Annotated in this window: 29 protein-coding genes; 9 read left to right on the top strand and 20 right to left on the bottom strand. The window is 72.4% G+C overall.

All coding sequences use genetic code 11. The features are described 5' to 3' along the window. Positions 1-33: 33 nt before the first annotated feature. A complete protein-coding gene (locus ACPZVR_RS21300; RefSeq protein WP_436701691.1) occupies positions 34-864 on the bottom strand; it encodes an esterase/lipase family protein in 831 nt (276 codons plus the stop codon). A 57-nt stretch (positions 865-921) separates the two neighbouring features. On the opposite strand from ACPZVR_RS21300, the gene ACPZVR_RS21295 reads away from it, so the two are divergent. Beyond that, positions 922-1824 carry an alpha/beta fold hydrolase gene (locus ACPZVR_RS21295; RefSeq protein WP_436701690.1) on the top strand — a complete coding sequence of 301 codons (903 nt, stop codon included), beginning with the start codon at positions 922-924 and terminating at the stop codon, positions 1822-1824. On the opposite strand, the gene ACPZVR_RS21290 is transcribed toward ACPZVR_RS21295, so the two are convergent. Genes ACPZVR_RS21290 through ACPZVR_RS21275 form a run of 4 tightly spaced genes read right to left on the bottom strand, consistent with a single transcriptional unit; the run spans position 1825 to position 6136 of the window. Next, positions 1825-3024: an ABC transporter ATP-binding protein gene (locus tag ACPZVR_RS21290; protein WP_436701689.1), complete on the bottom strand. Its 1200-nt coding sequence runs from the start codon at positions 3022-3024 to the stop codon at positions 1825-1827. A 7-nt stretch (positions 3025-3031) separates the two neighbouring features. Next, a complete protein-coding gene (locus ACPZVR_RS21285) occupies positions 3032-3877 on the bottom strand; it encodes a carbohydrate ABC transporter permease (protein WP_436701688.1) in 846 nt (281 codons plus the stop codon). Positions 3878-3881: 4 nt separating this feature from the next. Next, positions 3882-4805, bottom strand: coding sequence for a carbohydrate ABC transporter permease (locus ACPZVR_RS21280; RefSeq protein ID WP_436701687.1), 924 nt, complete (start codon positions 4803-4805; stop codon positions 3882-3884). Beyond that, positions 4802-6136 (bottom strand): extracellular solute-binding protein, encoded by a 1335-nt coding sequence (locus tag ACPZVR_RS21275; protein WP_436701686.1) that lies wholly within the window; start codon positions 6134-6136, stop codon positions 4802-4804. The genes ACPZVR_RS21280 and ACPZVR_RS21275 overlap by 4 nt, the downstream gene beginning before the upstream one ends. A gap of 130 nt (positions 6137-6266) precedes the next feature. Here ACPZVR_RS21275 and ACPZVR_RS21270 point away from each other — a divergent pair, with 130 nt between their 5' ends. Further along, entirely contained in the window at positions 6267-7469 is a 1203-nt protein-coding gene (locus tag ACPZVR_RS21270) for a DUF4032 domain-containing protein (protein WP_436701685.1), read from the top strand. Between the two features lie 2 nt (positions 7470-7471). Here the strand turns inward: ACPZVR_RS21270 and ACPZVR_RS21265 are convergent, their stop codons facing one another. After that, complete coding sequence (locus ACPZVR_RS21265) at positions 7472-8485, bottom strand: asparaginase (protein ID WP_436701684.1); 1014 nt, start codon at positions 8483-8485, stop codon at positions 7472-7474. A 55-nt stretch (positions 8486-8540) separates the two neighbouring features. Here ACPZVR_RS21265 and ACPZVR_RS21260 point away from each other — a divergent pair, with 55 nt between their 5' ends. Continuing rightward, positions 8541-9209, top strand: coding sequence for a YdeI/OmpD-associated family protein (locus ACPZVR_RS21260; RefSeq protein ID WP_436701683.1), 669 nt, complete (start codon positions 8541-8543; stop codon positions 9207-9209). Here ACPZVR_RS21260 and ACPZVR_RS21255 read toward each other — a convergent pair. After that, complete coding sequence (locus tag ACPZVR_RS21255; protein ID WP_436701682.1) at positions 9133-9903, bottom strand: MerR family transcriptional regulator; 771 nt, start codon at positions 9901-9903, stop codon at positions 9133-9135. The two genes, ACPZVR_RS21260 and ACPZVR_RS21255, sit on opposite strands and share 77 nt — an antisense overlap. Before the next feature lie 26 nt (positions 9904-9929). Between ACPZVR_RS21255 and ACPZVR_RS21250 the strand changes: the two genes are divergently transcribed. Then, on the top strand, positions 9930-10421 hold the full coding sequence (locus tag ACPZVR_RS21250; protein ID WP_436701681.1) for a DUF6194 family protein: 492 nt from the start codon (positions 9930-9932) through the stop codon (positions 10419-10421). 72 nt (positions 10422-10493) lie between these two features. Here the strand turns inward: ACPZVR_RS21250 and ACPZVR_RS21245 are convergent, their stop codons facing one another. The 9 genes from ACPZVR_RS21245 to ACPZVR_RS21205 all read right to left on the bottom strand — a co-directional run bounded on the left by ACPZVR_RS21245 (position 10494) and on the right by ACPZVR_RS21205 (position 19062). Beyond that, on the bottom strand, positions 10494-11834 hold the full coding sequence (locus ACPZVR_RS21245) for an HNH endonuclease signature motif containing protein (protein WP_436701680.1): 1341 nt from the start codon (positions 11832-11834) through the stop codon (positions 10494-10496). A 513-nt stretch (positions 11835-12347) separates the two neighbouring features. After that, the gene (gene thiC / locus ACPZVR_RS21240; protein ID WP_436701679.1) at positions 12348-14045 is read right to left on the bottom strand and encodes a phosphomethylpyrimidine synthase ThiC; all 1698 of its coding nucleotides are present in this window, start codon (positions 14043-14045) and stop codon (positions 12348-12350) included. Continuing rightward, a complete protein-coding gene (gene thiD, locus ACPZVR_RS21235; RefSeq protein WP_436701678.1) occupies positions 14042-14713 on the bottom strand; it encodes a bifunctional hydroxymethylpyrimidine kinase/phosphomethylpyrimidine kinase in 672 nt (223 codons plus the stop codon). The genes thiC and thiD overlap by 4 nt, the downstream gene beginning before the upstream one ends. Continuing rightward, the gene (locus ACPZVR_RS21230) at positions 14710-15273 is read right to left on the bottom strand and encodes a thiamine phosphate synthase (protein WP_436701677.1); all 564 of its coding nucleotides are present in this window, start codon (positions 15271-15273) and stop codon (positions 14710-14712) included. The genes thiD and ACPZVR_RS21230 overlap by 4 nt, the downstream gene beginning before the upstream one ends. Further along, positions 15270-16046 carry a thiazole synthase gene (locus ACPZVR_RS21225; RefSeq protein WP_436701676.1) on the bottom strand — a complete coding sequence of 259 codons (777 nt, stop codon included), beginning with the start codon at positions 16044-16046 and terminating at the stop codon, positions 15270-15272. The genes ACPZVR_RS21230 and ACPZVR_RS21225 overlap by 4 nt, the downstream gene beginning before the upstream one ends. Then, entirely contained in the window at positions 16043-16243 is a 201-nt protein-coding gene (gene thiS, locus ACPZVR_RS21220) for a sulfur carrier protein ThiS (protein ID WP_436701675.1), read from the bottom strand. The genes ACPZVR_RS21225 and thiS overlap by 4 nt, the downstream gene beginning before the upstream one ends. Continuing rightward, entirely contained in the window at positions 16240-17259 is a 1020-nt protein-coding gene (locus tag ACPZVR_RS21215) for an FAD-dependent oxidoreductase (RefSeq protein ID WP_436701674.1), read from the bottom strand. Before ACPZVR_RS21215 ends, thiS begins: the two co-directional genes overlap by 4 nt. 4 nt (positions 17260-17263) lie before the next feature. Continuing rightward, the gene (thiE, locus tag ACPZVR_RS21210; RefSeq protein ID WP_436701673.1) at positions 17264-17866 is read right to left on the bottom strand and encodes a thiamine phosphate synthase; all 603 of its coding nucleotides are present in this window, start codon (positions 17864-17866) and stop codon (positions 17264-17266) included. A gap of 104 nt (positions 17867-17970) precedes the next feature. Next, positions 17971-19062 (bottom strand): NAD(P)-binding domain-containing protein, encoded by a 1092-nt coding sequence (locus ACPZVR_RS21205; protein ID WP_436701672.1) that lies wholly within the window; start codon positions 19060-19062, stop codon positions 17971-17973. Positions 19063-19252: 190 nt separating this feature from the next. Here ACPZVR_RS21205 and ACPZVR_RS21200 point away from each other — a divergent pair, with 190 nt between their 5' ends. The 4 genes from ACPZVR_RS21200 (at position 19253) to ACPZVR_RS21185 (ending at position 23019) form a co-directional block, all read left to right on the top strand. Continuing rightward, on the top strand, positions 19253-20494 hold the full coding sequence (locus tag ACPZVR_RS21200; RefSeq protein ID WP_436701671.1) for a choice-of-anchor P family protein: 1242 nt from the start codon (positions 19253-19255) through the stop codon (positions 20492-20494). An 89-nt stretch (positions 20495-20583) separates the two neighbouring features. Continuing rightward, entirely contained in the window at positions 20584-22272 is a 1689-nt protein-coding gene (locus tag ACPZVR_RS21195; RefSeq protein ID WP_436701670.1) for a fumarate hydratase, read from the top strand. Between the two features lie 28 nt (positions 22273-22300). Then, the gene (locus ACPZVR_RS21190) at positions 22301-22666 is read left to right on the top strand and encodes a hypothetical protein (protein ID WP_436701669.1); all 366 of its coding nucleotides are present in this window, start codon (positions 22301-22303) and stop codon (positions 22664-22666) included. Between the two features lie 59 nt (positions 22667-22725). Next, positions 22726-23019, top strand: coding sequence for a TFIIB-type zinc ribbon-containing protein (locus ACPZVR_RS21185; protein WP_436701668.1), 294 nt, complete (start codon positions 22726-22728; stop codon positions 23017-23019). Here ACPZVR_RS21185 and ACPZVR_RS21180 read toward each other — a convergent pair. Together ACPZVR_RS21180 and ACPZVR_RS21175 are read right to left on the bottom strand one after the other, a co-directional pair. Continuing rightward, complete coding sequence (locus ACPZVR_RS21180) at positions 23000-23953, bottom strand: hypothetical protein (RefSeq protein WP_436701667.1); 954 nt, start codon at positions 23951-23953, stop codon at positions 23000-23002. The genes ACPZVR_RS21185 and ACPZVR_RS21180 overlap by 20 nt on opposite strands. Then, positions 23950-24312, bottom strand: a complete 363-nt coding sequence (locus ACPZVR_RS21175) for a GntR family transcriptional regulator (protein WP_436701666.1) — start codon at positions 24310-24312, stop codon at positions 23950-23952. The genes ACPZVR_RS21180 and ACPZVR_RS21175 overlap by 4 nt, the downstream gene beginning before the upstream one ends. Before the next feature lie 51 nt (positions 24313-24363). On the opposite strand from ACPZVR_RS21175, the gene ACPZVR_RS21170 reads away from it, so the two are divergent. After that, complete coding sequence (locus ACPZVR_RS21170; RefSeq protein WP_436701665.1) at positions 24364-25746, top strand: class II fumarate hydratase; 1383 nt, start codon at positions 24364-24366, stop codon at positions 25744-25746. Positions 25747-25767: 21 nt separating this feature from the next. Here the strand turns inward: ACPZVR_RS21170 and ACPZVR_RS21165 are convergent, their stop codons facing one another. Next, positions 25768-26079 carry a hypothetical protein gene (locus tag ACPZVR_RS21165; protein WP_436701664.1) on the bottom strand — a complete coding sequence of 104 codons (312 nt, stop codon included), beginning with the start codon at positions 26077-26079 and terminating at the stop codon, positions 25768-25770. Between the two features lie 114 nt (positions 26080-26193). After that, positions 26194-26919 carry an aggregation-promoting factor C-terminal-like domain-containing protein gene (locus ACPZVR_RS21160; RefSeq protein WP_436701663.1) on the bottom strand — a complete coding sequence of 242 codons (726 nt, stop codon included), beginning with the start codon at positions 26917-26919 and terminating at the stop codon, positions 26194-26196. Between the last annotated feature and the right edge of the window lie 3 nt (positions 26920-26922).

Genomic DNA, 26922 nt, shown 5'->3' with positions numbered 1-26922 from the left:
CGGACCCGTCGTACCGGACGAACGGGTCGCCACTCAGGCCGAGTCGCGACCCCGTTGTCCGGTACGACGCGCGTCCGGGACCAGCAGCGCGTCAGCGACCACGTCGATCACGCGCGGGTCGACCGCCATCCCGATGTGCGAGGCACGCACCTCGACGGCGACCCCGGCGGGGTCGATGCACGCCCGCCAGTCGACGATCCCGTCGCGGCGGGAGTAGACGTTGGTCATCGCGACGTCGGCGCGCAGCGGCTCCTGCGACTCGGTGAAGCTCAGGTGCGCGCACTCCCCCGCGACACAGTCCTCGCTCATCAGGCCCGGGACGCCCACGTCGGAGAGCCGGTTGAGCACCCGCACGCCGCGGGTCAGCAGCGCGTGATGGGCGGCCGGGGCCCGCATCGGGCTGCCCAGGGTGACGATCCCCGACACCAGGTCGGGACGCCGGGCGGCCAGACCGCGGGCGATCATCCCGCCGAGGCTGTGGCCGACGATCCGCACCCGGGCATCGCGCCGCTCGGCGATCCGCTCCAGGCGGGTCTCGAGCGCGAGCGCCGAGCCGAGGGTGCAGCCGATGTTGGCGTGGATGTGCGAGCGATAGGTGCGGAACCCGCGGCCGCGCAGGTCGCGCGCCAGGGCGGTGAGCGTCCAGTCGCCGGCGAGGAAACCCGGGATCAGCAGCACCGGCTCGGCGAGGCGCTCCGCCGACCGCGCCGCGACCGGGGTACGCCGCCGCACCCGCCGGTCCGCGCCACGACGGGCCGCGAGCCGGCCGGCCTCCGTCACCACACTCCCCTCGCGCAGCAGCGCGGCGAGCGCCGGGCGGCCGTAGCCGTCCGGCAGCAGCCAGGGTGCCAAGGTGTTGCTCACATCACAGACCGTACCCAGTTGAAACGACAACTACCGTCATTTCGGCACACTGGTGGCATGACCGTCTCGGCGGAGCTGCTGGCACCGGTGTCACCGGACGTGGAGCTGTGCTACCAGACCTTCGGCGACCCGGCCGGGGATCCGTTGCTGCTGGTGATGGGCCTCGGCGGTCCGATGACCTGGTGGCCGGAGGCCCTGTGCCGAGGGCTGGCGGACGCCGGCTTCCACGTCGTGCGCTACGACAACCGCGACACCGGCCGCTCGACGCGGATGAGCGGGCGGGTGACGACGGCGCGCCTGGCCCGCGCCTTCGTCGGCGCGCGCACCCGCGCGCCGTACTCGATCGGCGACCTCGCCGACGACGCCTTCGGCCTGCTCGACCACCTCGGCCTCGCCTCGGCCCACGTCGCGGGCATCTCGATGGGCGGCATGGTCGCGCAGACGATGGCGCTCGCGGCGCCCGAGCGGGTGCGCAGCCTCGACAGCATCATGTCCACCACCGGCCGGCGCGGCGTCGGCTGGCAGAGCCCGGCCCTCCTGCCGACCCTCGCCACGCCGCGTGGCCCGGGCCGCGAGGCCTACATCCGCCGCGCGCTGGTGGTGTGGCGCATCATCGGCTCCCCCGGGTTCCCGATGGACGAGGCGGAGCTGCGCCGGCGGGCCGGCGAGACCTGGGACCGCGGCATCGACGAGGCCGGCGTCCTGCGCCAGATGATGGCCGTGCTCACCCAGCCCGACCGCACCCGACGTCTCGGCGAGCTGCGGATGCCGACGCTGGTCATGCACGGGCTGGCCGACAAGATGGTCCACGTCTCCGGCGGTCGCGCCACCGCCGCGGCGATCCGCGGCGCGGAGCTGGTCGTGATCCCGGGCTGGGGCCACGACCTGCCCGCCGCGCTGTTCCCGACCTTCATCCGCGGCATCCGCCGCACCGCCGACCGCGCGGGTCGCGGGGCCTGATCAGGCGCTCACCTCGGCGCCTGGGATCCGGCCGGCACGGGAGTGGTCGACGGTGAGGTTCTCACCCGAGGCCGGGTCGAACAGGTGGATCCGGCGTCCGTCGACCCAGATCTCGGCCTCCTGCCCCTCCGCGATCCGGCTGGCCCCGTCGAGTGAGACGACGAGCTGGGTGCGCATCGCCTCTCCGTCGAGGTCCTTCTCCAGCTGGTGCAGCTGCTGCTTCACCTCGTCGGGCGCCTCGAACGGGATGTAGGCGTAGGTCTCGTTGCCCAGCCACTCCACGGCGTCGACCGTGGCCGAGAAGGTCGAACCGCTGCGCCCCTCGGCGGCCGCCAGCGAGGCGTCCTCGAAGTGCTCGGGGCGGATGCCGGCGATGAGCAGGCCGCGCCCCGCGGCGCGCTCGGCATGGTCGGCCGGGATCTCGACGCTGCCGAACGGCAGCTGCACGCGGTTGCCCTCGACGGTCGCGGGCAGGAAGTTCATCGGCGGCGAGCCGATGAAGCCCGCCACGAAGAGGTTGCCGGGGTTCTCGTAGAGCTCGCGCGGCGTGGCGAGCTGCTGGAGCACGCCACGCTTGAGGACGGCGACCCGGTCGCCGAGCGTCATCGCCTCGGTCTGGTCGTGGGTGACGTAGACGGTGGTGATGCCGAGCCGCTTCTGCAACCGGGCGATCTCGGTGCGCATCTGCCCGCGCAGCTTGGCGTCGAGGTTGGACAGGGGCTCGTCGAACAAGAACGCGTCGGCCTGGCGCACGATCGCCCGGCCCATCGCCACCCGCTGCCGCTGGCCGCCGGACAGGTTGCCGGGCTTGCGCTCGAGGTGCTCGTCGAGCTCGAGGGTCGCGGAGGCCTCGCGGACCAGCTTGTCGACCTCGGCGTCCGGCTTCTTGGCCAGCCGCAGCGGGAAGGCGATGTTCTCGTAGACCGTCAGGTGCGGGTAGAGCGCGTAGTTCTGGAAGACCATCGCCAGGTTCCGCTCCCGCGGCGCGAGGTCGTTGACCCGCTTCTCCCCGATCACCATGTCGCCGGAGGTGATGTCCTCCAGTCCCACGATCATCCGCAGGAGCGTGGACTTCCCGCAGCCGGAGGGCCCGACGAGGATCATGAACTCCCCGTCGGCGACGTCGATCGAGACGTCGTTGACGGCCGGGAAGCCGTCGCCGTACTGCTTGACGATGTTCTTCATCGTGATGGCAGCCATCAGTGGTTCACCCCTTCACGGCGCCGGAGGTCAGGCCGGCGACGATCTTGCGCTGGAAGATCAGGACGATGACGACGATCGGGATGGTCGCGATGACCGCTCCCGCGGCGAGCAGCGAGGCCGGCCGGTTGAACGGGTCGGAGCCGACGAAGAAGGACAGCGACGCCGGGATCGGTCGGGCGTTCTCGGTCGAGGTGAGCGAGATGCCGAACACGAAGTCGTTCCAGGCGAAGAAGAAGGTGAGGATCGCGGCGGTGAAGACGCCGGGCGCCGCGAGCGGCACGATCACCTTGCGGAAGGCCTGCCACGACGTCGCTCCGTCGACCTGCGCCGCCTGCTCCATCTCCCACGGAATCTCGCGGAAGAAGGCGGACAGGGTCCAGATCGCGAGGGGCAGGGTGAACGACATGTAGGGGATGATCAGGCCCGGCCACGTGTCGTAGAGCCCGACCGCGCGCCACATGTCGAACAGCGGGCCGACCAGCGAGACCACCGGGAACATCGCGATCGCCAGCGCGATGGTCAGCACCGCCTTCTTGCCGCGGAACTCCAGCCGGGCGATCGCGTACGCCGCCAGCGTGGCCACGATGACCGAGAGCAGGGTCGCGATCAGGCTGATCCCGATCGAGTTGAAGATCGCGCGCCAGAACTGGTCGTTGTCCCAGACCGCCTGGTAGTTGTCCCAGCCCGCTCCCCCGCCGTCGGAGGGGAAGAAGCCCGGGCTGCCGTTGGTGATCGCGGCCTCCGACTTGAACGACAGCGAGATGATCCAGGCCACGGGCAGCAGGCACCAGATCATGATCAGGACGCAGCCGACGATGATGCCCACCCGATTGCTGAGCCGGTTGTTCATGTCATCACTCCTGCCGTGCCTGCGCCAGGTCGACGCGGAAGACCTTGACGATCGCGAACGCCACCACCAGGACCGAGAGGAACAGCAGCACCGAGAGCGCGGAGCCCATGCCGAGCTGGAACTGCTCGATGGTCTGGCGGTAGGTCAGGAAGCTGATGGACTCCGTCTTCACCGCCCCAGCGGTCATCACGAAGATGTTGTCGAAGATCCGGTAGGCGTCGAGCGCCCGGAACAGGACGGCGACCATGATCGCCGCCCGCATGTTCGGCAGGATCACCTTGGTCAGCCGTTGGGTCCACGTGGCGCCGTCGACCTTGGCCGCCTCGATCATGTCCTCGCTGACCTGGGCCAGTCCGGCGAGCAGCAGCAGCGACATGAACGGCGTGGTCTTCCAGATCTCCGAGACCATGATCGCGACCACGGCGGACCCGGTCTCGCCGAACCAGTTGAAGTCGTCGCCGACGAAGGGCAGCCAGCCGTTGACGAAGCCGTTCTGGAACGAGAAGGCGAACTGCCAGGCGAAGCCCGAGACGACGGTGATGATGCCGTAGGGGATCAGGATCGAGGTCCGGATGACGCCCCGGGCGAAGATCACCCGGTGCATGACCATCGCGAACGCGAAGCCGATGACCAGCTCGATCGCCACGGTGACCACCATGTAGAGCACCGTGATCAGGGTCGTGCGCCAGAACAGGGAGTCGGTGAGGGCCGTGAGGTAGTTGCTGAATCCGACGAAGCTGCGGTCGTCGGGCGCGGTCAGCGCGTAGTCGAACGTCGACAGGTAGAGCGCCCGCAGCATGGGGAACGCCGTCACCAGCAGCATCAGCACGATGGCCGGCGCGACGAGCTTCTGCCCGAGACGGGTCTCCGCGCGGGCCCGGTCGCTGACGACGGCCCTGGTCTTCACGGGTGCGGTCACGGTGCTCACAGCAGCGCCTTCCCTTCCAGCACGTCCTTCAGGTAGGTCGCCGACTCCTCCGGCGTGCTCCCCGGGTCGACCGAGTTGGGCGAATGCCACTTCGCCTGGATGGCGCCGGAGATCATGGCGTAGAACGCGCTCTTGGGCCGGGGCCCGCCCTCGTCGACGCTGGTGCGGAAGAGCTCGATGAGGTCCGCCGGGTAGTCGCCGCTCGCCACGACCTGGTCGTAGGCCGCGTTGGTCGAGGGCATCAGCCCGTTGTCGAGGGCCAGGTCGACCTGCGCCTGCTCGGAGGTGATGCAGCGGGCCGCCTCCATCGCGAAGTCGGGGTGGTCGGTGTATGCCCCGACCCCGATGTCGATCCCGCCGATCGGCGGCTTCGACGTCTCGCCCTCGACCGTCGCGGGATAGCGGGCCCAGCCGAGGTCCGCGAACTGCTCCTCGGTGACGTCGCTCCCGACCAGTCCCTCGTAGTTCTTGTAGACGAAGGTCCAGTTGACCATGAACTCGCCGGCGCCGCCCTCGGGGAACATCTGCCCGAGGCTGGTGCCCTCGTTGGAGACCGACAGGTCCGGCTGCGCGGCCGGCGAGTCGGCGAGCGCCTTGATCACCTCGGCCGCCTTGCGCCCGGCGTCGGAGTCGATGTCGACCTTCGCGTCGCGACCGGCCTCGGTGTCGGAGACGATGTCGCCGCCCGCGCCCTGGACGAGCGCGTTGATCCACACGACATATGCCTCGTACTTGTTGGCCTGGACCCCGACCGTGCCGCCGTTGTCGGCCGCGGCCTGGATGACCTGGTCCCAGGTGACCGGCTGGCTCATGTCGAGGCCCGCCGCCTCGGCCAGGGACTTGCGGTACCAGAGCACCTGGGTGTTGGCCCACAGCGGGATCGCGTAGACCTTGTCGTCCCAGGTGACCGTCTCGGCGGCACCGGAGAGGTAGTCGCCGTCGCCCTCGACGCTGCTCGTGATCGCGTCGGCGACGTCGCCGGTCACCTCCTCGAGCCAGCCGGCGTTGGCGAACTCCGCGACGAAGACCGGGTCGAGGTTCATCAGGTCCGTCGACGAGTCCTTCGCCGCGAGGCGGCGCGCGAGCTGGGTGCGCTGGTCGGTGGCGCCGTTGGGCAGGAGCTGCACCTCGAGCTCGTAGTCGTCGGTGCTGCACTCCTTCGCGTACTTCTGGAAGGTGTCCACCCCGTCGGGGTTGACGTACCAGTTGAGCACCGGTTTGTCGGAGCCACCGCAGGCCGCGAGGCCGCCCGCCGCGAGCGTTCCGACGACCGCGAGCGCGGCACGCCGGCGCCGGGATCCCCGTCCGGACGCACGGTTCGTCGATCTCATCGCCCCGATCACCCCTCCCAGAGTGTGGCGTGTGTCACTCAGTCCTACCCCCAGTCGAGGGCTTTGTCCACGACCCGGTGCTGGTCAGGTGCCCGTGACGGGTCGGTTCAGACGCCGTAGGTTTCCTTCCATGGCGCTGCATGTCGTCGCCGCTCGCACCGACCCGGCCCTGTTCCGGCTGCCGTGGTCGCGTCCTCTGGCGGAGTGGGAGGACTGGTACGTCGTGCCGCTCCCGCTCGGCCTGTCGCGGCATGTCGTGCGCGTGGTCCAGGTCAACCGGCAGTTCCTCGCCGTGAAGGAAACGGAGGAGTCGATCGCGCTGCGCGAGTACGACCTGCTGCGCGACCTCCAGCGCCTCGACCAGCCGGCCGTCGTACCTCGCGGCGTGGTGACCGGACGGGTCGGCGCGGGCGGCCGGCCGCTGCCGGCCGCGCTGCTGACCGAGCACCTCCACTACTCGCTGCCCTACCGCACGGTCTTCCAGCACGGGCTGCGCGCCGAGCAGGTCCCGGCGCTGATCGACGCCCTCGTCGTGCTGCTGGTGCGCCTGCACCTCGCCGGCTTCTTCTGGGGGGACGTCTCGCTGTCGAACGCGCTGTTCCGGCGCAGTGCCGGGGGTTTCGCGGCCTTCCTCGTCGACGCCGAGACCGGCGAGCTGCGCACCAGCGTGTCCGACGCGATGCGCGAGCAGGACGTCACCGTCGGCGTCGAGAACATCTTCGCCGAGCTGATGGACCTGCAGGCCAGCGGCGACACCGACGTCGAGGTCGACGCGTTCGCGATCGTCGATCAGCTCGCCGAGCGCTACCACGCCCTGTGGACCGAGCTGACCGCCGTCGAGGAGTTCGGCGTCGACGAGTGGTACCGCGTCGAACACCGGATCTCCCGGCTCAACGATCTCGGATTCGACGTCGACGAGCTCGACGTGCAGACCGACTCGGACCGGGTGCGGATCCAGCCGAAGGTGGTGGAGGCCGGGCACCACCGCCGCGAGCTGCGCGAGCTGACGGGCCTGGTCGCCGAGGACAGCCAGGCGCGCAAGCTGCTCAACGACCTGGCCGCGTTCACCGCGCACGGCGGGTACGACGAGGAGGACCGCGAGGTCGTGGCCCGGCGGTGGCTGGCCACGGTCTACACGCCGATCGTCGACCTGCTGCCCGCCGGCCTGCGCCGGACGATCTCCGCGCCGGAGTACTTCCACGAGGTCATGGAGCACCGCTGGGCGCTGTCGGACCGGGCCGGCCACGAGGTCGACATCTTCGACTCCGCCCGCGACTACGTCGCGAACGTGCTCCCCCACCGGCCGCCGGACACGCCGTCCGGACTGGGCTGATCTCAGGGACGGCCGCGGAGCTCGAACTCGGCCACCACGTCGGCGCGCGTCAGGGGGCCGCGCAGGGCGAGTGCCCACAGCAGCAGCCGGGCCTTGACCGGTGGCAGCCATCCGGCTCCGATTGCGCCCCGGGCCACGAGGTCGATCTCCGAGCCCGGGTAGCCGTACATCGCGCGCCCCGTCGGCCCGGAGCCGGTACGCGAGGCGAACACGACCGGGACCTGGCGGGCCAGACGGCCCACCGCCTCGGCCATCCGCGCCGACACGTGCCCCGCGCCGAAGCCGGCGATCACGGCACCGGCGATCCGGTCCTCGCCGCCGATGGCGTCGAGCACGTAGCCGTCGTCGCCGAGGTAGGTCGCGACCAGGGGGACCCGGGGATCGCCCGCCTCCTGGCCCGGGGACAGCCGCAGCGGCGGCACCCGGCCCGCCGGGGCGCCGTACACGACCTCGGCCTCGACGCAGCGCCCGATCGGGCCGAACACCGGGGAGCGGAAGGCACCGGTCGAGACCGAGTCGGTCTTCGCCACCCAGCGCGCCTGATGGACCTCGTCGTCGAACGCCACGACGACACCGCGGTCCCGCGAGGCCGGTGCGAGCGCGCAGCGCACCGCGGCGAGCAGGTTGGCCGGCCCGTCCGCGCCGGCTGCCTGGGGTGAGCGCATCGCGCCGGTGACGACGAGCGGCTCGGGGCGGTCCCAGAACAGGTCGAGCAGGTACGCCGACTCCTCCAGGGTGTCGGTGCCCTGCGTGACCACGACACCCCTCGCGCCCTCGTCGACCGCCGCGCGCGCCCAGTGGAGGGTGCGCATGATCGTCGGCTCGTCGAGCGACGGGCTGGGCAGCTGGGCCAGCGTCTCCGCGCGGACGCTCGCCAGCTCCGCCAGCCCCGGTACGGCGGTCGCGAGGCTCTCGGCGGTGAGGGTGGGCACGACCTCGCTGCCGTCGTTCGCACGGGAGGTCGAGGCGATGGTGCCGCCGAGGGCGCCGATCGCGACAGTGGGCGTGCCGATCATGGCGCCATCCTCCCGGATGCTGTCGGATGTCGGTGCGCGGTGGCAGGGTGGCGGCATGTCTGAGGACCAGATCCCCGGCCGGATGGGCGGTTCCGCCGAGCGGCCGGCCCGCTTCTTCGCCGACGCCGCCGAGTTCGGCGCCTGGCTCGCCCTGCACCACGACACCGAGACCGAGCTGTGGATGGGCCTGTACAAGAAGCACGTGCCCGAGCGCGGTCTGACCTGGGCCGAGGCGGTGCCGGAGGCGCTGTGCTGGGGCTGGATCGACTCGGTCGCCCAGCGCATCGACGACGACGCCGTCCGCCAGCGCTGGACGCCGCGCAAGAGGACGAGCAACTGGAGCAAGGTCAACCTCGAGCTCGTCGAGCAACTGCGGGCCGAGGGCCGGATGCAGCCGTCCGGGCTGGCGATCTGGGAGCAGCGGCGGCGCGACGCCGCGCCCTACACCCACGAGGTCGACGGCGAGCTCGTGCTCCCCGAGGCCTACGCCGCGCTGCTCGCCGCCTCCCCCGCCGCCACCGCGTTCTTCGAGGCGGCCACCCGGACCTATCGTCGGATCTGCGTCAACTGGGTGGTGACCGCGAAGCAGGAGGCCACCCGCGACCGCCGGATGACCCAGCTGGTCGAGGACTCCGCCGCCGGCCGCCTCATCCCGAGCCAGCGCTACGGCGAGATCCCGAAGTGGGTCGAGCGGGCCGCCGCCGCGGCGGCCGCGGCACGCTGACGATCTCGGCCAGGACGGCCCCCGCCCGCAGCAACGCCAGCACGCGCTGGGCGATCGTGGTCACCCGGGCGTCCAGCGCCTCGAGCGAGCGCGCGGTGTCGCCGAGCTCGCGGACCGCGCCGATCGCCTCCCGCACCTCGGGGATCCGGTAGCCCGCGGCGCGCAGGGCGACGGCGATCCGCGCTTCCTGGATCGCCGTCACGGGATAGCGCCGGGCGGCGCCGGCGCGGGTCGCGATCCGCTCCGGGGCGACGAGGCCCTCCCGCTCCCAGAACCGCAGCGTCGACGCTCGCACACCGAGCGCGTCGGCCAGCTCGGTGATCGTCATCGTGTCGGCGTCGTCGGCCGGGGCATCGGTGACGACCTCCCCGCTCACCGCGACGAGCGCCCTGCGCGCGGCGAGTGCCTGCTCCCGCTCGGCGGCGAGCCCGGCGTGGAGCGAGCCCACGAGCGCGGTCGCGTCCTCGACGGGGAGCGCGCGCAGGTCCCGCATCACCCGCCGGGCGACCACCGGTCCGACGGCGACGGCGAGATCGCGATAGGCCTCCAGGTCCCGCACGTGGACCGCCGAGAACCGTCGGTACCCGGCCGGCGTCCGCTCGGCCGCCGGGATCACTCCGAGCGCCTCCAGGTTGCGGACCTGCTGGACGGAGTAGCCGCTCGCGGCGGCGACGACGGCGGTCGAACCCTCCACTAGCACTTCAACTCCACACTCGAACCATGACGATAGCCACCAGTATGGAGCAGATCCTCCTCACCCTGCGCGCCCTGCCGGACGTGCTCGAGCTCGCGCCGACCGCCGGGAGCGCGTACCCGGAGATCGCGTGGGGCGACCACTTCTTCTACGTCGCGACCGACGGCGAGGTGCCCCGCACCGAGCAGCCGTTCGCGACCATCGTGACCAAGGACCACCCCGACGACGCGGCCAGCCGCCTGAACCCGCCCGACCGCTGGCGGCTCAACGTCCACGTCGGGAGGGCGCGTTTCGTCGAACTGCTCGGCGAGGAGCCGGGTGCGCCCACCCCCGCGGACGTCGAGCTCGCCGTCACCGACACCGTGCTCCCGCACCCCGTCTACCGGGCGCAGGGCTGGGTGGCGATCGTCTGCCCGGGACCGGACACCCTGGCAGCGGCGCTGGTCCTGCTGCGCGAGGCGCACGAGGCCGCACGTCGACGTCACGCTCGACGTACGGCGACGCGGTCCGCGCACTGACCGGTCCGGACGGGTCCGGACATGCCTGAAGCCCCGCAGGTGCGTGCCTCTGCGGGGTGCGGGGCGGGATGGCTACTCGTCGGGTGGGTCGGGGTCGCTCGACCGGCGCGCGTCGGTCCGGAGGGGGTGGGTGCCGCGATGGTCGACGCGGAACCGGTGACCGTTCGGACTGGTCCACACATAGGTCGCGGGCGTCGGGATGTCGTAGCGCCAGGTCGAGTGCGTCTTGGCCCGATGGTGCCGCCGGCACAACGGCACTTCGTTGCACGGACAGGTGACTCCGCCCTCGCTGTAGGGACGGGCATGGTCGAGGTCGCAGGCTCGTGCGGGACGGGTGCAGTGCGGGAACCGGCAGGTGTGGTCCCGCAGCGTGACCCGGGTGCGGTGGCGCTCGGGGATCTCGTACGCCCCGACGGGGACATGGTCGGCCAGGTCGATCACCGGCCGCACGATCACGGTGGTGTGCCGGGCACGGAGCCACTCGCGGATCTGGGCCGACGTGACCGGGCAGCGGCCCTCCTCCCACCGACCCACCGGATTCCACCCAGCCACGTCGTCGGCCCGGTTGTCGCTGGTCATCGTGGTGTCGGTGATGTGGACGTTGAGCACGACCTTGCGTCCCGGGACCGTGTCGACCACTTCTCCGGTGTCGGGGTCGGGGACCAACAGGTCCAACGCAAAATCCTGGCGGGCGAGCTCGGCAGCAGCCTTCGACCGCCGCACATCCAACGACGACTCGTCACCCAACCGGCCCAGGACCTCCGCTCGCCGGGCGACCGCGAGATTCAGATCATGCCCGTCCGCGGCATCCATGAGCCCGTCGAGGTGGACCAGGCCGTGCTCGTCGACCTCACTCATGTCGAAGTGCCGGTTGTCCGCGGCCTCGCGTCGTGCGGCCTCGGCGTGTTCGGGGTCGAACCGCAGCACCGCCTCGGCGACCAACCTCTCGAGCTGGGCCCACCCCACCCCGGAGGCATCCCACAGCTGCCGGTCCACGAACGCCGCCGCCTCGGCGGACAGGGGTCGGGTGAGGTCGGCGATCCGCTCGGCCCGCCACGGCGCCAGCTTGCCGGCCACCACCGCGGCATACACGTTCGGGAGGCGCCAGGCGCACTCGATGACCCGCCCGACATACGCCCGCCCACCATCCGGCGACCGGCCCAGGACCGCGATGAGCTCCATCAACGCGAACTCCGACACCAACGGGGCACCCGCGCCGGCGATCGGGACACCCGTGTCGAGGTAGCCCTCCGTGATCGTCGCGACCCCCTCGGGACCGGCGATGACGTGGTCGCTCGCCCACTCCACGATCCCGGCCCACTCCTCGACGAGGAGCTGGTTGCGGGCCTCGATCCCCGCGCTCAGCCGCGACAGCAGGACTGCTGTCGACGTGGCGCGGGTTCCGAGATCCATGACCGGATCCTCCCACCCACCCACGACACAACCCGACCCGCGCAAACCCTCCTGTGCACAGGCGAAACCCGTTTCGGCGGGCGTCGAAATGGAGGTCTCGATCGGTGGGAGATGAACCGAGTGACACCTACGGCAGGTCAACGACCCACACCGACCTGCCGCACGTGTCACCGGCGCATGCCAGGCCCCCGACCGCCGCCAAAAGCCGCAGCCGGCAACCCAACCCAGCCACCCTCCCGGCCCTCCCCGTCGCTGCCTTTCGGAACGAAACCATGCACCCGACCGCAGCCTACGGACAGCCCAACAGCACGACCGGCAACAAGGAGCGACACCAGCCCGGTCCCGCCCACCGGCCCGCAACCCGACCACCGAACCCAGCCCCGTCGCGAACGTCCTCGTCGCTGCCCTGACGGAACGCAACCGCCCACCCAGCCGAAGCCCGCGGACAGTCCGGCAACACCACCGCCGCCTCTCTACGAGACGACCTCCTCGGCATCCGGGCAGCTCCCCACCTCACTCCCCCGGCGGCTCGACGTACACCGACGCCCCCAGCTCGAGGAACTCCGCCGACTTCTCCTTCATCCCGAGAGCGGCCTCCTCGGTCGACAACTCGGAACCGAACCGGTCGCGCACGTCCTGGCTGATCCGCATCGAGCAGAACTTCGGCCCGCACATCGAGCAGAAGTGCGCGGTCTTGGCGTTCTCGGCGGGGAGCGTCTCGTCGTGGAAGGACTCCGCCGTCACCGGGTCGAGGGACAGCGCGAACTGGTCGCGCCAGCGGAACTCGAAGCGTGCCTTCGACAACGCGTCGTCCCAGTCGCGGGCGCCCGGGTGGCCCTTGGCGACGTCGGCGGCGTGCGCGGCGAGCTTGTAGGTGATGACGCCGGTCTTCACGTCGTCGCGGTTGGGCAGGCCCAGGTGCTCCTTGGGCGTGACGTAGCAGAGCATCGCCGTGCCGTGCATCGCGATCGTGGCGGCACCGATGGCGGAGGTGATGTGGTCGTAGCCGGGCGCGATGTCGGTGGCGAGCGGGCCGAGCGTGTAGAACGGCGCGCCGTGGCACCAGTCCTGCTGGAGGCGGACGTTCTCCTCGACCAGGTGCAGCGGGACGTGGCCGGGTCCCTCGACCATCACCTGCACGTCGTACTCCCACGCGCGCCGGGTCAGCTCGGCCAGCGTGCGGAGCTCGGAGAGCTGGGCCTCGTCGTTGGCATCGGCGGTGGAGCCCGGGCGGAGCCCGTCGCCGAGCGAGAACGAGACGTCGTAGCGCCGGAAGATCGCGCACAGCTCGTCGAAGTGGGTGTAGAGGAAGTTCTCCTCGTGGTGGGCCAGGCACCAGCCGGCCATGATCGACCCGCCGCGCGAGACGATGCCGGTGACCCGGTCCGCCGTGAGCGGCACATAGCGCAGCAGTACGCCGGCGTGGATGGTCATGTAGTCGACCCCCTGCTCGCACTGCTCGATCACGGTATCGCGGAAGACCTCCCACGAGAGCTTGTCCGCCTCACCGTCGACCTTCTCCAGCGCCTGGTAGATCGGCACGGTCCCGATGGGCACGGGACTGTTGCGGATGATCCACTCCCGGGTGGTGTGGATGTCCTCGCCCGTCGACAGGTCCATGACGGTGTCCGCGCCCCAGGTGATCGCGTGGGTGAGCTTGTCGACCTCCTCGGCGATCGACGACGTCACCGCGGAGTTGCCGATGTTGGCGTTGACCTTCACGAGGAACCGCCGGCCGATGATCATCGGCTCCGACTCCGGATGGTTGACGTTGGCCGGGATGATCGCGCGCCCGGCCGCGATCTCGCTGCGGACCAGCTCGACGTCGCAGCTCTCGCGGACGGCGACGTAGCGCATCTCCTCGGTCACGATCCCCGCACGGGCATAGGCCATCTGGGTCACGGCCGAGCCCGTCGAGGCCCCGCGCAGCGGTGCGCGGCGCGGGCCGCGCCACTCCCCCCGGGCCGCGCCGCGGCGGACGGCGGAGCGACCGTTGTCGACCAGCTGCGTCTCGCGCCCCGCGTAGGCCGCGACGTCGCCGCGGGCGGCGATCCAGTCCGCCCGCAGCGGCGGGAGCCCGACCTCGGGATCGGAGCCGGGTCCCTCGGTGCAGTAGCGGTCGAACGTCTCGCCGTTGGTCAGGGCGACTCTGGTCAGGGGCACGCCGAGGTCACCGACCTCGATCCGGGTGTGGGCAGGGTGGACGGTCATGCGGTATCTCCTTGGATGTGGGCGACGGGCCCCCGGCCGCGGCCGAGGGTCCAGTCCTTGCTGAGCCGGAGCTGACGGGCGACGAAGGCGTCGGCGCGGGCGGCGGCGGTGTGCGGGTCGAGGCCGTGGGCGAGGTACGCCGCGAGGGCGCTGCTGTGGGTGCAGCCGGTGCCGTGGTCGTTGGTTGTCGGGATGTCCCCACCCCGGGTGACGACGACGCCGGGACCGCGGGGCCGGCCCAGCGCCGCGAACTCGTCCTCGTTGGGAGTTGCGACGGTCGCGACGGGCAGCAGGTGCTCGCGGTAGGCCATGACGACCTCGTCGGTCGCCAGCACCGCGCCGCTGGTGGCCACCAGGACCGGATCGACCACGAGCAGCCGGTCCGCGCACCTCTCCGCGACCAGCCGGACGACCTCCGGGGTGGCGAGCATGCCCGTCTTGACCGCGACCGGGTCGAGGTCGTCGAGCACCGCCTCGAGCTGGGCCGCGACGACGTCGTACGGCACCGGGTGGATCGCCCGCACGCCGGTCGTGTCCTGCGCGGTGACCGCGGCGACCACGCAGGCACCGTGGGCACCGAGCGCGGCGAAGGTCGTCAGGTCCGCGGCGATGCCGGCGGCCCCGCCGGAGTCGCTGCCCGCGATCGTCACCACGACAGGGGGGTTCACGAACCGACCTCCCGCAGCAGCGCCGCCACGACCGCGCCGGGGTCGTCGGCTCGCATGACGGCGCCCATCACCGCGACGCCGTACGCGCCCGCGGCCCGCGCCGCCGCGGCGTTGCGGGGCGTGATGCCGCCGAGCGCGTAGACCGGCAGCGGCAGCCCGGCGTACGCCGTCGTCGGCAGCGGTGGACCGTGGCCGGGCTTGCTCGGTGTCGTCGCGTACGGCGACAGCGTGGCCCACCAGGCGCCGTCGGCCGCCGCGGCGACCGCGTCCGCCCGGCTGTGGCACGAGCGCCCCCACCGGGTCGCGACGACCGGACGTGCCGCGGTCGCCGGCAGGTGGACCCCCGCGCACCCCGGCACCGGCCGGTGCGCGGCCACGACCTCGAGCCCGGCGGTCCGCGCCGCGTCGGCGAGTGCGGCCCGCTCGCCGTCGGGCAGGTCGATCTCGCGCAGCAGCACCGTGGTCAGCCCTGCTCTGGCGGCCGCGCCGAGCACGTCGGCCAGCGAGCGGCCCTCGGGGACCTGGGTGCGGTCGGTCAGCAGGAGGAGACGGCCGGTCATCCGATCCGCCCGAGCACGGGGCTGGACGCGCGCGCCTCCGTGCGGCGCGGGATCCGTCCGGCCGACCGGGCGAGCGCGCCGGCCTCCACCGCCAGCCGCAGCGCCGACGCCATCGCGACCGGGTCGTCGGCGCGGGTGACCGCCGTAGCCGCGAGGACCGCGTCGCAGCCGAGCTCCATCGCCAGCGCGGCGTCGCTCGCCGTGCCGACGCCGGCGTCGAGCACGACCGGCACGTCGACCGCCGCGCGCACCGCCGCGATCGCGTGCGGGTTGAGCACACCCAGTCCCGAGCCGATCGGCGAGCCCAGCGGCATCACCGCGGCGCAGCCCGCGTCGACCAGACGGCGGGCCAGCACCGGGTCGTCGGTCGTGTAGGGCAGCACCACGAAGCCGCGTCGGACCAGCTGCTCGGCGGCGTCGAGCAGCTCGACGGCGTCAGGCAGCAGCGAGCGCTCGTCGCCGATGACCTCGAGCTTGACCCAGCTCGTGCCGAGCGCCTCTCGTGCCAGCTCGGCGGTCAGCACCGCCTCGCGGGCCGACAGGCACCCGGCGGTGTTGGGCAGCAGCCGCGCGCCCGCCGCACGCAGCGCCGCCAGCAGGCCGCCCTCCGCGAGGGACGAGGTGCGCCGCAGGGAGACCGTGACGAGGGCCGGTCGCGCCGCCGCGAGCACGGGGCCGATCAGCGCGATGTTGGGGAGCCCGCCCGTGCCGAGGAGAAGCCGCGACGGCAGGGGCTCCCCGGCGACGACCAGCGGGCTCGTGGGGACGCTCATCCGCCCTGCACCGCCGTCACGACCTCGACGACGTCGCCGTCGGACAGACGCCGCTCCGGCCAGGCGCCGCGCGGCACGACCTCCTCGTTCACGGCCACGGCGACGCCGGACGGACACCGGTCGCCGAGCCGGTGCGCCAGCAGGTCCGCGACGGTCGCCGCGGCGGCGACCGGCTCTCCGTTGCAGGTGATGGTCATCGTGCTCCTTCCGGCTGGGCGCCGGCGAAGCGGCGCGGGTCGACGGCCGGCTCGATCGCGCCGGTCTCCAGGTGGTCGGCGACCAGGCGGGCGGTCAGCGGCGCCAGCAGGACCCCGTGCCGGTAGTGCCCGGCCGCGAGGACGACGCCGTGCACCCCGCTGGGCCCGACCAGCGGCAGCCCGTCGGCGGTGCCGGGCCGGTCGCGCGCGGTGCCCTCGACGAGCTCGGCGCGGTCGAGGGCCGGCCACAGCGTGCGCGCGGCCGCCAGCAGTCGGAACGCCCCGCCCGCCGTGACGACCGGTGGTCCCGCGTGCGCCTCGGACGTCGCACCCAGCACGACCCGACCGTCGCCGCGCGGCACCAGGTAGACCGGCTCTCCGCTCACCCAGCCGCGGACCGTCCGGCGCGGCGGGTCGTCCGAGCGCAGGCGGAGGATCTCGCCGCGCACCCCCGACACCAGGCTGGTCCACGGCTCCGGCAGCGACGCGCCCGTCGCGACGACGGTCGTCTCGGCGTCCGCCCGCGGCGCCCCGCGCAGCGGGACGCGGTCGAGGAGAGCCGCGCACACCGCCCGCGGGTCCACGCTCGCCTCGCCGGGCAGCAGTGCGCCGCCGGCCGCGCGGGCCAGCGTCGGCTCCGCCGACCGCACGCCGGCCCGCCCCAGCAGCTCGACCGGATGACCCTGGCGGTGCACCAGCGCGGCCTGGCGCTCGACCTGTTGGAGGTCGCCGGCGTCGTACCCGACCAGCAGGGTGCCGGTCCGGCGCAGCCCGACCCCCAGGCGCGCCGCGAGGTCGGGCCACAGCTCCAGCGACGCGAGCCCGAGTCGGAGGATCTCCTCCTCGCCGTGCCAGACCTCGGCGGCCGGGCTGAGCATCCCCGCGGCGGCGTACGACGCCCCGGCGGCCGGGTGCGGATCGACGACCGTCACGTCGTGGCCGCGACGGAGCAGCTCGTCGGCGACCGCGAGGCCGACGATCCCCGCGCCGAGGACGTCGACGCGCAGTCCCGTCACCATCTCAGGCCACCGCCGCGACGAGCTCCTTCGCTGCCACCACGGGGTCGGGATGTCGCCAGATCGCGCCGATCACGGCGACGCCGTGCGCGCCGGCGGCCCGGACCTCGCCCGCGGTGCGCGCGGTGACGCCGCCGATCGCGACCAGGGGCAGCGGGCCGGCGGCCGCCGTGACGGCGGCGACGCCGAGCGGGACGGGCAGGCCGGGCTTCGAGTCGGTCGCGAACACCGGCCCGAAGCCGGCGTAGTCCGCTCCGTCGGCCGCGGCGGCGAGCACCTCCGCCCGCGACCGGCAGGTGGCACCGATCAGCAGGCCGGGAGCGAGCCGCCGGGCGTCGGCGACGGCGAGGTCGTCGCCGCCGAGATGGACCCCGTCGGCGCCGGCGGCGAGCGCGACGTCCAGCCGGTCGTTGACCACGACCGTGGCACCCGCCGGCCGGACCGCGGCGAGGACCGCCCGGACCAGAGTGACCAGCGCGCCGGTCGGCAGCGCCTTGTCGCGGATCTGGAAGCCGTCGACGCCGGCCGCGGTCAGCGCGGGCAGCAGCGCGAGGTCGTCGTCGTGCGAGACCAGGCAGGAGAGCCTGGGAAGGGGCAATGCGCTCATCGTGTCCGTTCCTTCGCCGGCATGACCCGGATCAGGTGTGACGGTCGGAGCGGCGTCAGCTCCCTCTCAGCCCGCTGCCGCGGACTCCCGTGGGTGGTCGGGCGTCACGCTAGCGCACGCTCGTCGCCGACTTCCAGGGGGTGCTCGAGGAGGTGGCGTCGGACCGCCAGGGCCGCGGCACGCCCGGCCCGGTTGCCCCCGATGGTGCTGGCCGACGGGCCGTAGCCGACCAGCTGCACCCGCGGGTCGCGCAGCGCCGTCGTCGCCGTCTGGACGTCCGCGCCGCTCTGCAGCAGGGCGATCCCGCCGTGCTCGCTGCGCAGGTGCAGGGGTGCGAGGTGCCCGACCGCCGGCCGGAAGCCGGTCGCCCACAAGATCACGTCGACGGGCTCGAAGGAGCCGTCCGCCCAGCGCACGCCGTCGCGCTCGATCCGCGCGAACATCGGGCGGCGTCGCTCGTAGACGCCGAGTCGCGCGGCCTCCTGCTCCTGGGGACGCAGCGCCAGCCCCGTCACGCTGACGACGCTCGCCGGAGGCAGCCCGGCGCGGACGCGCTCCTGGACGAGCTCGATCGCGCGCCGGCCGGCGTTCTCGTCGAAGTGGTCGCGCCACACAGGGGGCCGACGGGTCACCCACAAGACGTCGGTCCGCGGCCCCAGCTCCCCGAGGAACTGCACGGCCGACGCCCCGCCGCCGACCACGAGGACCCGCCTGCCGTCGAAGTGCGCGGCGCCGGGGTACGCCGAGGTGTGCAGCTGCTCGCCGCGGAAGGTCTCGGCACCCGGGTAGGCGGGGATGAACGGCCGCGTCCAGGTGCCGGTCGCGTTGACGAGCGTCCGCGTCGTCCACCGCCGCTCGCCGGCGCGGACGACGAGGAGGCCCTCGTCGTCGGTCACCGCGTCGACGCGGACCGGCCGGACGACGGGGAGGTGGTGGCTGCGCTCGTAGTCGCCGAACCAGGCGGGCACGACGACGTTCGCGCGCTCGACGGAGTCGCCGGGCGCGGGCGCGTCGGGCAGGTCGGCGACACCGTGGACGTCGTGCATCGACAGTGAGTCCCACCGGTGCTGCCATGCGCCGCCGGGCCGCGGGTTGGCGTCGAGCACGACATGGTCGACGCCGAGCCGGGTGAGGTGGAAGGACGCCGACAGCCCGGCCTGACCTGCCCCGATCACCACCCCGTCGTAGACGTGCACGCCGGAGGAACGACCATTCTCGCCCGTTTATGCCCAAGCCGTGACATTCTGGGCGATTCCTCGTTGTTTCCTCTCGGGAACACCTCCCGGCCCGCTCGGCGTGCCCGGAAGGTGGTTTGCTTGGGGGGCAAATTCATACAGTCAACACGGATGGGAATGGGGTCCCGTGAACGTGCGGAAATTCGTCTCCTTGGTCGCCTTCACTCTGATGGGGGTCGGCCTGCTCGCCGTTCCGGCACCCGCTCAAGCGGCTGAGACCACCGGTTGGGCCTACAACGCCGCGACCGGCGCAACCTACGTCAAGGCCGTCGGCGGCGTCGTCCAGTCCGACCTGACCGCCCAGACCGGCGTGTCCGGCGGCAACTTCTCCCGCGTCTCGGAGAACAGCACCGTCGGCGGCCAGGTCAGCCAGCTGCTGACCATCGGCGCGGCCCAGACCAAGACAGCGGCCGACTACTCCAGTGCCGGCACCACGCTGACCTCCTGGGCCCGCACCGCCGGCGTCAGCCTGCTGAACGGCCTGATCAAGGTCGACGCCATCGAGACCACCTCGGTCACGACCGGCCACGCCGACGGCACCGTCACCCACACGGGCAACTCCGACCTCCTGGGCATCAAGATCATCGGCGTCGACCTGCCGGTGAAGATCCCCAAGAACTTCGCCGTGACCGTCCCCGGCGTGGCGACCGTCAGCCTCAACTACGACATGTCCGGCCAGGACGGCAACGGCGCGATCGCCGTCAACTGGGCGCTCGCGGTGCAGCTGCTCAAGCCGATCGGCGGCTTCGACATCGGCACGACCGTGCTCGTCAACCCGGTGAGCCAGGGCCTCATCCACGTCAACGACAACGCCGGCGCCATCCTCGGCGGCAACGCCTACGGCACCCGCATCGCCGCCAACGTCGGCTCCGACATCAAGATCGTCAGCGACCCGACCGCGCAGATCGGCGTCCCGTTCTCCTCCAGCGGCGGACGCACCCTGCGCAACAGCACCGCGAGCGTGACGGTGCCGGGCCTGCTCAACCTCGGCGCGATCACCTCGACGTCGACGTCCAGCAAGAACGGCAAGGACGCGGAGATCGTCAACACCAACCAGCTGGCCGGGCTCAACCTCCTCGGCGGCCTGATCAAGGCCGACGCGATCGGGGTCAGCGCCAGCGGCAAGCGGGTCGGGACCCAGTGGACCGGCAGCATGAAGATGACGCTGGTCAACCTGGTCATCGCCGGGAAGTCGATCCCGATCGACGTCTCCCCGAACACCACGCTCAAGATCGCCAACCTCGGCAAGGTCGAGATCAACAAGCAGGTGGTCAACAAGTCGATCCGGGCCAACCAGATCTACGCCCTGAAGATCACGCTCGACACCTCGACCGCCGGCCTCCCGGTCGGCGCCGTGATCGAGATCGGCCAGGCCAGCACGATCATCTACTGATCGCGCTCCACGCCGGTCACGAGGGGCCGGGTCGCCAGCAGGCGGCCCGGCCCCTCGTGCATTCCGCCGCGGCGATATCCTCGGTGGCCGTGGCTGAAGCTGAGTTCCGTTACTCCGACCTCCTCCCCACCGGCACGGACGACACGCCCTACCGGTTGATCACCAAGGAGGGCGTCGAGACGACTCTGGGACCGGACGGGCGCACCTTCTTGAAGGTCGCCCCCGAGGCGATCCAGCGGCTGACCGCGGAGGCGATGCACGACATCAGCCACTACCTGCGCCCGGCCCACCTCGCGCAGCTGCGCAAGATCATCGACGACCCCGAGGCGTCCGGGAACGACCGCTTCGTGGCGCTCGACCTGCTCAAGAACGTCAACATCTCCGCCGGTGGCGTGCTGCCGATGTGCCAGGACACCGGCACCGCGATCGTCATGGGCAAGAAGTCCGAGGGCGTGCTCACCGGCGCCGACGACGGCGAGTGGATCAGCAAGGGCGTGTACGACGCCTACACGAAGCTGAACCTCCGCTACAGCCAGCTCGCCCCGCTGACGACCTACGAGGAGAAGAACACCGGCACCAACCTGCCGGCGCAGATCGAGATCTACTCCACCCCGTCCAAGGACGGCAAGCCCGAGTACAAGTTCCTCTTCATGGCCAAGGGCGGCGGCTCGGCCAACAAGTCCTTCCTGTTCCAGGAGACGAAGGCGATCCTCAACCCGAAGCGGATGCTGGAGTTCCTCGACGAGAAGATCCGCTCGCTCGGCACGGCCGCCTGCCCGCCGTACCACCTCGCCGTGGTCATCGGCGGCACCAGCGCGGAATTCGCGCTCAAGACCGCCAAGTACGCCTCGGCGCACTACCTCGACAACCTGCCGACCGAAGGCTCGATGAGCGCCCACGGCTTCCGCGACCTCGAGCTCGAGGAGGAGGTCTTCAAGCTCACCCAGTCCTTCGGCATCGGCGCGCAGTTCGGCGGCAAGTACTTCTGCCACGACGTGCGGGTGGTCCGGCTCCCCCGCCACGGCGCCTCGTGCCCCGTCGCGATCGCGGTGTCCTGCTCGGCCGACCGCCAGGCGCTCGGCAAGATCACCGCCGACGGCGTCTTCCTCGAGCAGCTCGAGACCGACCCGGCGCAGTACATGCCCGACGCCGGCGTCGCCGAGGACATCTCCGGCGGCGAGGTGGTCAAGGTCGATCTCAACCGGCCGATGAGCGAGATCCTCGCCCAGCTGTCGTCGTACCCGGTCAAGACGCGGCTCTCCCTCACCGGCCCGCTCGTCGTCGCGCGCGACATCGCGCACGCCAAGATCCAGGAGCGCCTCGACGCCGGCGAGGAGATGCCCGACTACCTCAAGAACCACCCGGTCTACTACGCCGGTCCCGCCAAGACCCCCGAGGGCATGGCCTCCGGCTCGTTCGGCCCGACCACCGCCGGGCGGATGGACTCCTACGTGAAGTCCTTCCAGGCCGCCGGCGGCTCGATGGTCATGCTCGCCAAGGGCAACCGCTCCAAGCAGGTCACCGAGGCGTGCGACGAGTACGGCGGGTTCTACCTCGGCTCCATCGGCGGCCCGGCCGCGCGGCTGGCCCAGGACTGCATCAAGAGCCAGGAGGTCATCGAGTACCCCGAGCTCGGCATGGAGGCGGTCTGGAGGATCGAGGTCGAGGACTTCCCCGCCTTCATCGTGGTCGACGACAAGGGCAACGACTTCTTCACCGACCCGGGCGGCACCGTGACCGTGCCCGTCTCCGGGATCCGGGTGCGCTCGGCCGAATAGGGCTCCACGGGCGGGGTACGGCCCGGGCATGGCTGTGACCGCATTCCATGACCTGCCGCTCGCCGACCGCGACCGCGCCTGGGACGGGGACGCCGCCGAGAAGCGGGTCCGCCGCTGGGCCGGCGCCGAGGACGAGCCGAACGAGAGGTACCGCGACGCCCATCTGTGGTACGACGCCGACGAGAAGGACAACTTCACGGCGTACAAGCTGCTCGTGGCCGACATCGTCGACGACACCCTCAAGGTGGTCCCGCGCGGCGTGATGGCGGCCGGGAACGTCCTGCAGGGCGGCCGGGGCGGCGTGGACCTGCCGCGCGAGGACGTCGACCGGGTGAAGAGCCACCTCGCGAAGTACTACCGCAAGATGGACGACACCCCGCCCTGGGAGGACTGACGGCGAGCTGCGGGTCCGCCGGGCGGGAACCCTCGGCCACCGCGGGCCGTTGACCGGGTATGCGCTGTCCAGTTGACGAGTCCACGCTGGTGATGAGCGAGCGGAACGGCATCGAGATCGACTACTGCCCCCAGTGCCGGGGCGTCTGGCTCGACCGCGGCGAGCTCGACAAGATCATCGACCGCTCCGTCGGGATGCCGCAGCCCGCGCCGCCGCAGCCGGCCGCGCCGCAACAGCCGCAGTACGACGGCTACCGCGCCCCCCAGCAGCAGTACGACGACCGCCGCCGCTACGACGACAAGTACTACAAGAAGCGCAAGCGCGAGTCCTGGCTCAGCGAGCTGTTCGACTAGCCTCGAGCCGCACCACCAGCGCGTTCACGAGCTCGGCCGCCGGCTCGGGCCGGTCCACGGTCGCGGCGAAGCGCTGACCGTCGCGCAGCGTCAGCACGAGCCCCTCCCCGCGGCGGGCCACCGCGGCGCGCCCCTGGGTGCTGCGCCGGTAGCCCCAGCCTCCCCACCGGAGGGGCTCGATGTCTCCGGTCGCGGCGGAGGCGATGTCGGCCAGGTCGATCCGCACCCGCGGCCACCGGGCCGGCCCCCAGGACACCGCGACGCCCGCGTCGTCGACGCGCACCGTGACCACGTGGACCCAGGCCACCGCGATCGCCGCCAGGCCCGCGGCCACGGCGGCGGGCCAGACCGCGAACCAGAGCGGGGCCGTGCCGAGGCCGAGCACGACGCCCACCACCAGCAGGGATCGCGAGCTCGCCTGACCGACCCAGACCACCCGCTCGCCGTCGGCGAGGGCGAGCGAGGCCGTCGCGACCGGCACCGGGCGGCCGGACCCGACCGGTCCCGGCAGCAGCCGGTGGACCACCAGCGCGGCGAGGAACGGCAGCAGGGTGGCGAGCAGGATCGGCAGGACCGGCAGCCGGACCTCCTCGGCCCGTGCGACGTCGGCGGAGGCGAACAGCGTCGCCGCGTAGAGCGCCGCCGGGAGCCACGCGAGCCAGGTGGCGCCCGCGGCGCCCAGTGCCGCCAGGGGCGCGCGCCGGGCGGACGCGGCCACCAGACCGAGCGCCACCAGCGCCGCCAGCCCGACCACGGCGGCCACCGCGGCGGTGAAGCCGGCCAGGGCGAGGGTGCCGTCGACGTCCCCGGCGAGGTCCCAGTGGGTCGGCACGGGATCGGGGACGTCGTCGCGCAGGGCGAGGCCCACCCCGGCGACCCAGAGCGGAGCCTGGAGCGCCACGAGGGCGGCGAGGAGCGGGCGGATGCGGGTCATGGGAGGGCCTTTCGGATCTCGTCGACGAGTTCGTCGGGGGTGACGCCGATGCGGGTGGCGCGGGCGAGCAGGTCACGTACCTCGCGGCGCAGTGCGACGCGTTCGCGGTCGGGCTCGGCGAGGTCGCTGCGCACGTGCGCGCCGCGCCCGCGACGCAGGTCGACGATCCCCTCGTCGCGCAAGGCGGCGTACGCGCGCAGCACCGTGTGCATGTTGACGTCGAGCGCCGCGGCCAGCTCCCGCGCCGGCGGCAGCTTGTCGCCCCCGCGCAGGCTGCCGTCGATGACCGCGGCACGCACCTGGGCCGCGATCTGCTCGGCCAACCCCAGGGAGCTGGCCGGGTCCACGCGGAGCAACATGTTCGTATCGTACTAGAACAATCCAATCAGCGGTGTCGGTAGGCTCGAGGAGTGAGCGACTTCCGCATCGAGCACGACTCCATGGGCGAGATCCAGGTCCCGGCAGCAGCCCTGTGGCGGGCCCAGACGCAGCGCGCGGTCGAGAACTTCCCGATCAGCGGGACACCGATCGAGCCAGCCCTGATCCACGCGCTGGGCCACGTGAAGGCGGCCGCGGCGACGGCCAACGTCGCCCTGGGCGTGCTCGAGCCGGCGCTCGGCGCCGCGATCGCGACCGCGGCGCGCGCGGTCGCCGACGGCGGACACGACGACCAGTTCCCGATCGACGTCTTCCAGACCGGTTCCGGCACCAGCTCGAACATGAACGTCAACGAGGTGATCGCCTCGCTGTGCGACCGCGCGGGCGTCACCGCGCACCCCAACGACCACGTCAACGCCAGCCAGTCGAGCAACGACACCTTCCCGACCGCGATCCACGTCGCCGCGGCCCTGGCGGTCGTCGACGACCTGCTGCCGGCGCTCGACCGGCTCGCGACGTCCCTGGAGGCCAAGGCGGAGGAGTTCGCCGGCCTGGTGAAGTCGGGCCGCACCCACCTGATGGACGCCACGCCCGTGACGCTCGGCCAGGAGTTCGGCGGCTACGCCGCGACCGTCCGGTACGCCGGGGAGCGGCTCGCCGGCGTCCTCCCCCGGGTCCGTGAGCTGCCCCTCGGCGGCACCGCCGTCGGCACCGGCATCAACACGCCTCCCGGCTTCGCGGCCGCCGCGATCACGGCGCTCAGCGAGGCCACCGGGCAGGAGTTCACCGAGGCGCGCGACCACTTCGAGGCGCAGGGCACCCGTGACTCCCTGGTCGAGCTGAGCGGGGTGCTGCGCACGATCGCCGTCGGCCTGACCAAGATCTGCAACGACCTGCGCTGGATGGGCTCGGGCCCGACCACCGGTCTCGCGGAGATCCACCTGCCCGACCTGCAGCCGGGCTCCTCGATCATGCCCGGCAAGGTCAACCCCGTGCTCCCCGAGGCGACCCTGATGGTCTGCATGCAGGTGATCGGCAACGACGCGGCCGTCACCGCCGCCGGCGCAAGCGGCAGCTTCGAGCTCAACGTCGCCATGCCGGTCCTGGCCCGCAACGTCCTCGAGTCGATCCGCCTGCTCGCCCGCTCGTCGGTCACCCTCGCCGAGCGGTGCGTCGACGGCATCACCGCCGACGCCGAGCGGATGCTGCGCTACGCCGCCTCGTCGCCGTCCGTCGTGACACCGCTGAACAAGCACATCGGCTACGAGGCGGCCGCCAAGGTCGCGAAGCAGGCGCTCGCCACCGGCAGCACGATCCGCGAGACCGTGCTGGCGCTGGGGTACGTCGACCGCGGCGAGCTCACCCTCGCCGAGCTGGACGCCGCGCTGGACCTGGCGTCGATGACCCGGCCGTGACGCCGGCCCGCCGCGGGCCGGTCAGACCTTCCGGCGTCCGGTGAGGGCCGCGGCGACGATCACCGCGACGGCCGCCACGGCGATCTGCCACACGTGACGCCACCAGTCGATGCCGTTGGTCGCGTTGTCCCACGTGGCCTCGTGGCCGTCGAACGGGCCGTTGTTGTTGCCGACCAGCACCCAGTAGAGCAGGCTGCCGAGCAGCATGCCCACGATGCCGCACAGCACGGTGAGCCAGAACGGGAACTTCGTGCGGTCGCCCGGCGCGACCGCCTTGCCGATGAGGCCGATGATCGTGCCACCCACGAGGGTGACGATGATGGTCCAGAGCATGGCGCGGCTCCTCACGTCGTACGGGACACCCGAGTCCCGTCCATGAAGGCATCATGCACCCGCGACCCCGCCGCAGCGTGGACCCGGCCGACCCGGCGGCCCGGCGTGGCGCGCTCAGTACCAGCCGCGGGCCTGGCTGTGGCCCCAGGCGCTGCAGGGGCTGCCGTACCGGCCCTTGATGTAGCCCAGGCCCCAGCGGATCTGCGTGGCCGGGTTGGTCGCCCAGTCCGCACCGGCGGTGGACATCTTCGAGCCCGGCAGCGCCTGCGGGATGCCGTAGGCGCTGGAGGTCGGGTTGTCGGCGTTCCAGCGCCAGTTGGACTCACGGGTCCACAGCGAGTCGAGGCAGCCGAACTGGCTGGACGAGAAGCCGAACTCCCCCAGGAGCGCCCGGGCGATGTCGCGCGGGTCGGAGTCGGACAGCTCCCGGCTGTCGGTGATCGCGGCGGTGCGGGAGCCGTCGAGGCCGGCGGACTTCGCCGGCACCGCCTCGGGCCGCAGGTCGTCGCGGGAGATCACCGGCTCCCGGCGCTCGGTCGCGCCCTCGGCGGCCGTGGCGGCGCCGACGTTGGCGATCGCGTCGAGGTCGGCCGATCCCGCGCCTGCGGCGGCCGGGGCCGCCTGCTGGCCGGCGAGGCCGGCGACCACCGAGGCGCCGGTCACGGCGACCGCGACGGAGGAGAGGACGATGACGTTGCGCGCCGCCGTGCGAGGAGCCCGGGCGATGTGAGCGTGCTTGGGCGCACCACGGTGCTTGGGCGCTCGCCTCTTCGGCGGCTGCGGCGCGTTGTTCGACAAGTGCTCGGATCCGGGCTCGACGACAGGGGGGGGGGTGACCACCGC

It is taken from the genome of Nocardioides segetis (assembly GCF_051390595.1).
Taxonomy (GTDB): domain Bacteria; phylum Actinomycetota; class Actinomycetes; order Propionibacteriales; family Nocardioidaceae; genus Nocardioides.
Note: the sequence above shows the minus strand (reverse complement) of the source record. Positions and strands in the feature narration are given on the sequence as shown.

Bases quoted from the DNA above. Each gene is read 5' to 3' on its own strand.
- ACPZVR_RS21245 (WP_436701680.1), bottom strand. From the start codon at position 11,834: ATGGATCTCGGAACCCGCGCCACGTCGACAGCAGTCCTGCTGTCGCGG.
- ACPZVR_RS21185 (WP_436701668.1), top strand. From the start codon at position 22,726: ATGCGCTGTCCAGTTGACGAGTCCACGCTGGTGATGAGCGAGCGGAAC.
- ACPZVR_RS21225 (WP_436701676.1), bottom strand. From the start codon at position 16,046: ATGAGCGTCCCCACGAGCCCGCTGGTCGTCGCCGGGGAGCCCCTGCCG.
- ACPZVR_RS21275 (WP_436701686.1), bottom strand. From the start codon at position 6,136: ATGAGATCGACGAACCGTGCGTCCGGACGGGGATCCCGGCGCCGGCGT.
- ACPZVR_RS21180 (WP_436701667.1), bottom strand. From the start codon at position 23,953: ATGACCCGCATCCGCCCGCTCCTCGCCGCCCTCGTGGCGCTCCAGGCT.
- ACPZVR_RS21190 (WP_436701669.1), top strand. From the start codon at position 22,301: ATGGCTGTGACCGCATTCCATGACCTGCCGCTCGCCGACCGCGACCGC.
- ACPZVR_RS21270 (WP_436701685.1), top strand. From the start codon at position 6,267: ATGGCGCTGCATGTCGTCGCCGCTCGCACCGACCCGGCCCTGTTCCGG.
- ACPZVR_RS21230 (WP_436701677.1), bottom strand. From the start codon at position 15,273: ATGACCGGCCGTCTCCTCCTGCTGACCGACCGCACCCAGGTCCCCGAG.
- ACPZVR_RS21175 (WP_436701666.1), bottom strand. From the start codon at position 24,312: ATGTTGCTCCGCGTGGACCCGGCCAGCTCCCTGGGGTTGGCCGAGCAG.
- ACPZVR_RS21165 (WP_436701664.1), bottom strand. From the start codon at position 26,079: ATGCTCTGGACCATCATCGTCACCCTCGTGGGTGGCACGATCATCGGC.
- ACPZVR_RS21250 (WP_436701681.1), top strand. From the start codon at position 9,930: ATGACGATAGCCACCAGTATGGAGCAGATCCTCCTCACCCTGCGCGCC.
- thiE (WP_436701673.1), bottom strand. From the start codon at position 17,866: ATGAGCGCATTGCCCCTTCCCAGGCTCTCCTGCCTGGTCTCGCACGAC.
- ACPZVR_RS21290 (WP_436701689.1), bottom strand. From the start codon at position 3,024: ATGGCTGCCATCACGATGAAGAACATCGTCAAGCAGTACGGCGACGGC.
- ACPZVR_RS21285 (WP_436701688.1), bottom strand. From the start codon at position 3,877: ATGAACAACCGGCTCAGCAATCGGGTGGGCATCATCGTCGGCTGCGTC.
- thiS (WP_436701675.1), bottom strand. From the start codon at position 16,243: ATGACCATCACCTGCAACGGAGAGCCGGTCGCCGCCGCGGCGACCGTC.
- ACPZVR_RS21295 (WP_436701690.1), top strand. From the start codon at position 922: ATGACCGTCTCGGCGGAGCTGCTGGCACCGGTGTCACCGGACGTGGAG.
- ACPZVR_RS21265 (WP_436701684.1), bottom strand. From the start codon at position 8,485: ATGATCGGCACGCCCACTGTCGCGATCGGCGCCCTCGGCGGCACCATC.
- ACPZVR_RS21260 (WP_436701683.1), top strand. From the start codon at position 8,541: ATGTCTGAGGACCAGATCCCCGGCCGGATGGGCGGTTCCGCCGAGCGG.
- thiC (WP_436701679.1), bottom strand. From the start codon at position 14,045: ATGACCGTCCACCCTGCCCACACCCGGATCGAGGTCGGTGACCTCGGC.